At 64.1% G+C, this 5,914-nt stretch carries 6 protein-coding genes; 4 read left to right on the forward strand and 2 right to left on the reverse strand.

Annotated elements, in window-relative coordinates; all coding sequences use genetic code 11:
* Positions 1–238: 238 nt before the first annotated feature.
* The gene (locus tag ABIV12_RS02325; RefSeq protein ID WP_348055824.1) at positions 239–442 is read right to left on the reverse strand and encodes a hypothetical protein; all 204 of its coding nucleotides are present in this window, start codon (positions 440–442) and stop codon (positions 239–241) included.
* A gap of 195 nt (positions 443–637) precedes the next feature.
* Between ABIV12_RS02325 and alr the strand changes: the two genes are divergently transcribed.
* Together alr and radA are read left to right on the forward strand one after the other, a co-directional pair.
* Positions 638–1,717: an alanine racemase gene (gene alr, locus ABIV12_RS02330; protein WP_348055826.1), complete on the forward strand. Its 1,080-nt coding sequence runs from the start codon at positions 638–640 to the stop codon at positions 1,715–1,717.
* Complete coding sequence (radA, locus tag ABIV12_RS02335; protein WP_348055828.1) at positions 1,717–3,096, forward strand: DNA repair protein RadA; 1,380 nt, start codon at positions 1,717–1,719, stop codon at positions 3,094–3,096. Before alr ends, radA begins: the two co-directional genes overlap by 1 nt.
* Before the next feature lie 70 nt (positions 3,097–3,166).
* On the opposite strand, the gene ccsA is transcribed toward radA, so the two are convergent.
* On the reverse strand, positions 3,167–3,964 hold the full coding sequence (gene ccsA, locus ABIV12_RS02340; RefSeq protein ID WP_348055834.1) for a cytochrome c biogenesis protein CcsA: 798 nt from the start codon (positions 3,962–3,964) through the stop codon (positions 3,167–3,169).
* A gap of 107 nt (positions 3,965–4,071) precedes the next feature.
* Between ccsA and ffh the strand changes: the two genes are divergently transcribed.
* Both ffh and rpsP read left to right on the forward strand, forming a co-directional pair.
* The gene (ffh, locus tag ABIV12_RS02345) at positions 4,072–5,448 is read left to right on the forward strand and encodes a signal recognition particle protein (RefSeq protein ID WP_348055830.1); all 1,377 of its coding nucleotides are present in this window, start codon (positions 4,072–4,074) and stop codon (positions 5,446–5,448) included.
* Positions 5,449–5,667: 219 nt separating this feature from the next.
* The coding region (rpsP, locus tag ABIV12_RS02350; RefSeq protein ID WP_348055832.1) for a 30S ribosomal protein S16 at positions 5,668–5,914 on the forward strand (247 nt) is incomplete at its 3' end.

A 5,914-nucleotide genomic window follows, 5' to 3' on the forward strand; every position in this document is an offset into this window, starting at 1 on the left:
TCATCATCGGCAAACAGCGAAACGGCCCGATCGGTGCAGTGACGCTCGCGTTTCTTGGCGAGTACACCAAGTTCGAGAACTACAGCGGCCAGCAGTTTTCCGGGTACATGGAATAGCGCACGATCGGTTGCGCGAAATCGACCGCAACAGCGTGAAGCACGAACGACAGGATGGAAGAGCGTTGTTCCGATTCCACGTCGTTCCCCCCGTGATGTTGTTGCCGACTGCAATGGTCGAATCAGTCGTCGAATCCGTCGAGGAATATCGCGTCGGAAGCAAGGAGCGGATAGCGGTGCCCGAGCAGCGTCGAGCGCGGATCGCCTCGCGGTAAACGAGTCAATGCACCGCTGCCGACCAAGTCCGAGATTGCGCTCGGCACGCTGCCCGAATCGGGCGTGTCCATGGCGTAGGTCGTGCGCCACGTCGCCCAGTTCATGTTCATCGGCGAGCCGGCGTGTGACTCGCTGACTGACGGAACCGGTGCAGACCCGCGGCCGGGCAGCGCGCCGTCGGCTTTCGGTCGAACGCGGCGTCGCGATTCCCGCTCGCCGGCGAGACGGTTACCATGCGCGGCATCGCGCGGTGTCGACAACGACGCTCGTTCGCGCACGATCAACCATCACAGGACGACTCAACGATGCGCGCCACCTGCGCGACGATCCACCTCGGCGCATTGCGCGAGAACCTGCGTCGCGTGCGTGAGCTCGCGCCGGGCGCGCGGATCATGGCGGTCGTCAAGGCCGACGGCTACGGCCATGGTCTGGAGCGTGTAGCGCGCGCGCTGGAAGGCGCCGATGCCTTCGGCGTCGCGGGCATTGCCGATGGGCAAAGGTTGCGGGCCGCCGGAGTGTCGCAACGCATCGTCGTGTTGTCCGGCCATGACGAGCCTGGCGATCTCGCCGAAATGCGCCGCCTGAAACTCGACACCGTGGTCCATCATGACGCACAGATCGCCGCGCTGGTCGCCGATCACGATTCGCGCCCGCTGCGTGTCTGGCTGAAGCTTGATACCGGCATGCATCGCCTCGGCATCGCTCCGGAACGCGCGCGCGACGTGTTCGCGCAACTGCGCGCGTTGCCATCTGTCGACCGAAGCATTGCGTTGATGACGCATTTCGCGAACTCGGACGTGTTCGACGATGCAATGACGACGCAGCAGATCGAATGCTTCGAGCGCAGCGTCGCGGGTCTCGACGGAGAACGTTCGCTGTCCAATTCCGCGGGAATCATCGGCTGGCCGGAGGCGCAGGGGCAATGGGTGCGCGCGGGCGGGGCGCTGTACGGAATATCCGTGGTCGACGGGAAGATCGGTTCGGACTTCGGGCTGCGCCCTGCAATGACCCTGACGACGCGGTTGATCGCGGTGAATCGGGTGAAGCGCGGCGACCGTATCGGCTATGCGTCCACGTGGGAATGCCCGGAAGACATGGACGTCGGCGTCGCCGCGATCGGCTACGGCGATGGCTATCCGCGCCATGCCGGAGCCGGAACGCCGGTGCTGATCGACGGCGTGCGGGCGAAGATCATGGGTCGCGTCTCGATGGATCTGGTGACAATCGACCTGCGAGGCATCCCCGCCGCCGCGATCGGGTCTGCCGTCGTGCTCTGGGGCCGCGGCCTGCCGGTCGAGGAAATCGCCCGGCATGCGGACACGATCGGCTACGAACTCACCTGTGGTGTGACGCGGCGCGTGCGGTTTGTCGAGGATGAGCGCTGATGGCCAAGGCGAAAACCGCATACGTCTGCGCCGAATGCGGCGCGGAACACAACAAGTGGCAAGGTCAGTGCGCCGAGTGTGGCGTCTGGAACACGCTGACCGAATTCGTGGTGCAGCCGTCGACGAAATCGGTCGCGGTGAATCCCCGCGGCGGTTACGCGGGGGCGGTCGATGCGGCCAAGGTCACGAAGCTCGCGACCGTCGCAACGGAAAACGAGCAGCGCAGCGCGACCGGGATCGGCGAACTTGATCGCGTGCTGGGCGGTGGTCTCGTTGCAGGATCGGTGGTGCTGATCGGCGGCGATCCCGGCATCGGAAAATCGACGTTGCTGCTGCAGATGCTTGGCGCGATCGGCCAGCGCGTGCGCGGGCTTTATGTCACCGGCGAGGAGTCGCTCGCGCAGGTCGCATCGCGCGGACTGCGACTCGACATCCCGCTGGAGGGGCTCGAAGCACTTGCCGAAACGTCGATCGAACGGATCCTCGGAGAAGCGGCAAGCAGTCGGCCCGATGTGCTGATCATCGATTCGATCCAGACCATCTGGACCGAAACGCTCACAGCGGCGCCAGGATCGGTGTCGCAGGTGCGCGAGTCCGCTGCGCGCCTTGTCCGTTATGCAAAGGAAACGGGGACGAGCGTGTTTCTGGTCGGTCATGTCACCAAGGAAGGCGGCATCGCCGGTCCGCGCGTTCTAGAGCACATGGTCGATGCCGTGCTGTATTTCGAGGGCGAGGCGGGCAGCCGCTTCCGCATCCTGCGTGCGTTCAAGAACCGCTTCGGCGCGGTGAACGAACTCGGCGTGTTCGCAATGGGCGACAAGGGCCTGCGCGAAGTGCCCAACCCTTCTGCGATTTTCCTCTCCACCCACGCGCAACCGACCGCCGGCAGCGTCGTGATGGTGACGCGCGAGGGAACACGCCCGTTGCTGGTCGAAGTGCAGGCGCTGGTTGATCAGTCGTCGCTGGGCAATCCACGTCGCGTCGCGCTCGGGCTCGAACAAAACCGCCTTGCGATGCTGCTCGCCGTGCTGCATCGCCACGGCGGCGCCGCCGTGTACGATCAGGATGTGTTCGTCAATGTGGTTGGCGGCATTCGCGTGCAGGAGACCGCCGCGGATCTACCCGTGCTGTTGGCGGTGCTGTCGAGCTTTCGCGATCGACCGTTGCCGGACAAGACCGTTGCGTTCGGTGAGGTGGGACTGTCCGGCGAAATTCGTCCGGTGCCCAATGGCGAAGAGCGACTGAAGGAAGCCGCAACACATGGCTTCAAGCGCGCGATCGTGCCGAAAGCCAATGCGCCGAAGAAGCCCCGCGTCGGCGAGATGGACATCATTGCGGTGGATCGGCTGGCGGAGGCGTTGCAGGCGGCGAGGGAATAGCCGGATCACGACGCCGAGGTTCGGACGCCCGAGCGGGCGATGCGGATGACCGCGATCGCCACCACGAGGCTCACGTCGCGCGATGCAGGACCACTTCCAGCACGAACTTCGATCCCAGGAAGGCAAGGACCAGGAACGCCATTCCGGTGAGGGTGAGGTTGACTGCACGGCGCCCGCGCCAGCCGTAACGGCGGCGTCCGAACAGCAGCGCGCCGAACACCAGCCACGCGATGATCGACAACGCAGTCTTGTGAACCAGATGCTGGCCGAACAGGTTTTCGACGAACAGGATTCCGGTCAGCAGCGTCAGCGTCAGCAGAACGAATCCCGTGCCGATCAGGCGGAACAGCAGCGCTTCGGTCAGGGTCAGCGGCGGCAGAATCCGCATCCATGAATCGAACTGCCGATGACGGAGCGCCCGTTCCTGCATCGCGAGCAGGATCGCGAACACCGCCGCGATCGCCAGCACACCGAACGCGAGCAGGGCAACCGCGACGTGAAGTTTGATCTGCCACTCCATCGCTTCCGGCACGGTCCGCGGGGTGAGGAACACGTCTACCGCCAGCAACGTCGCCGCGAGAGGGAAAACGATGACGCCGAGCGCCGCGATCGGGCGCCACAGGTTGACCAGCAGCGTGAGCGCGGCGATCACGTAGCCGACCAGCGAGAGTGCGGCAAAGAAGTGCAGGTCGAGAGTTCCGGGGTGCATGCCGACCAGCACCGCCGCGTGCGCCACGACGGCGAGTGTCGCCAGAAGCGCGGCTGGCCGATTGAGCGAGGCAGCGCGACCGAACATCGGTCGCGCGAGCATGCCGGCAGCGGCGACATAAAGCGTGAGCGCAACGAGGGTCAGCAGGATGATGGTCATGCGCGGAGTGTCGCATAGCGTCTGCTGCGCGTGAACGCGGCGCAGCGACTTGCGCATGCGGGCGCTCCGCTATAATCGGCGACCGTCAAACCGTTTCCGGATCGTCCATGTTCGAATCGCTCAGCCAACGTCTGTCCAGCACCGTCCAGCGCCTGCGCGGCAAAGGTCGGCTGACGGAAGCAAATATCCGCGAAGCCCTTCGCGAGGTGCGCATCGCGCTGCTCGAAGCCGACGTGGCACTGCCCGTCGTGCAGGCGTTGATCCAGCGTGTGCAGGTCAAGGCGCTCGGGCAGGAGGTGCTGCGCAGCCTCACGCCAGGCCAGGCACTGGTGAAGGTGGTACGCGACGAGCTGACCGCGGTGATGGGCGCCGTCAATACCGACCTCAATCTCGCGGCGGCACCGCCGGCAGTGGTGCTGATGGCGGGCCTGCAAGGTGCCGGCAAGACGACCACCGTCGCCAAGCTTGCGCGGTTCCTGAAGGAGCGCAGAAAAAAGAAAGTCATGGTGGTCAGTTGCGACGTCTATCGTCCCGCGGCGATCGAGCAACTGCGCACGCTGGCCGCGCAGGTCGACGTGCTGTTCCATCCGTCGAGTGGCGATGAGGATCCGGTCGCGATCGCCAAATCCGCGCTCGATGCCGCGCGCAAGAATTTCGCCGACGTCCTGATCGTCGACACTGCAGGTCGACTGCATGTCGACAGCGAGATGATGACCGAGATCAAATTGCTGCACGCAGCATTGAATCCGGTCGAAACGCTGTTCGTGGTCGATTCGATGACCGGTCAGGATGCGGCCAACACCGCGAAGGCGTTTGCCGACGCGCTTCCGCTCACCGGCGTCGTGCTGACCAAGACCGATGGCGATGCCCGCGGTGGTGCGGCGCTTTCGGTGCGCTACGTGACCGGCCGACCGATCAAGTTCATTGGTGCGGGTGAAAAGGTCGACGCGCTGGAGCCGTTTCATCCCGATCGTGTTGCGCAGCGCATCCTCGGCATGGGCGACGTCCTCTCGCTGGTCGAGCAGGTCGAGCAGAACGTCGATCAGGAAAAGCAGCGTGCGCTCGCCGAGAAGGTGATCAAGGGCAAGCGCTTCGATCTCAACGACATGAAGGGCCAGCTCGAGCAGATGGTCAACATGGGCGGAATGGCGTCGTTGATGGAGAAATTACCCGGCATGTCGAATCTGCCGGATAACGTGAAGTCGAAGGTCAACGACAGGGAAGTGCATCGGATGATTGCGATCATCGGGTCGATGACGAAAAAGGAACGACGCCATCCGGATCTCCTCAATGGCTCACGCCGCGCGCGCATCGCGCGGGGCTCGGGCATGCAGCCGGCGGACGTGAACAAGCTGCTCAAGCAATACCAGCAGATGGAAAAGATGATGTCCAAGCTCGGCAGCGGCGGCATCAAGGGCCTGATGCGTCAGATGTCGGGCGCCATGAAAGGCATGGGCGGCGGCGGGTTCGTGCCGCCGCGCTGAATCGGGTGCCTGTGGGAGCGGCTTCAGCCGCGATGCGTTTGATGGTGAGCGGGACGGTAAAAGCATCGCGGCTGAAGCTGCTCCCGCATTGCCCCACTTCCTAACCCCGCGCAGGGCTTTATTTTTCTGCGGATTCAGCTAGAATGCGCGGCTCCCTCGGGAACGTCAGGCATTGCCGACGTTCTCCGGATCAAATTCCAGAAATTTCAGAGACTTAACATGGTCAAGATTCGCCTTTCCCGTGGCGGCGCGAAGAAGCGTCCCTTCTACCACATCATCGTGACCGACGAGCGCAATGCGCGAGACGGCCGCAATATCGAGCGCGTGGGTTATTTCAATCCGATCGCGGCCGGCAAGGATGTGCGCCTCCAGCTTGATACCGCCAAGGTCAAGGCGTGGATGGACAAGGGCGCGCAGATGACCGAGAAGGTCCGCTCGCTGTACAAGGAAGCCGGCAAGCAGGTTG

The organism is Dokdonella sp., assembly GCF_039926425.1.
In the GTDB taxonomy this organism is placed as follows: domain Bacteria; phylum Pseudomonadota; class Gammaproteobacteria; order Xanthomonadales; family Rhodanobacteraceae; genus Dokdonella_A.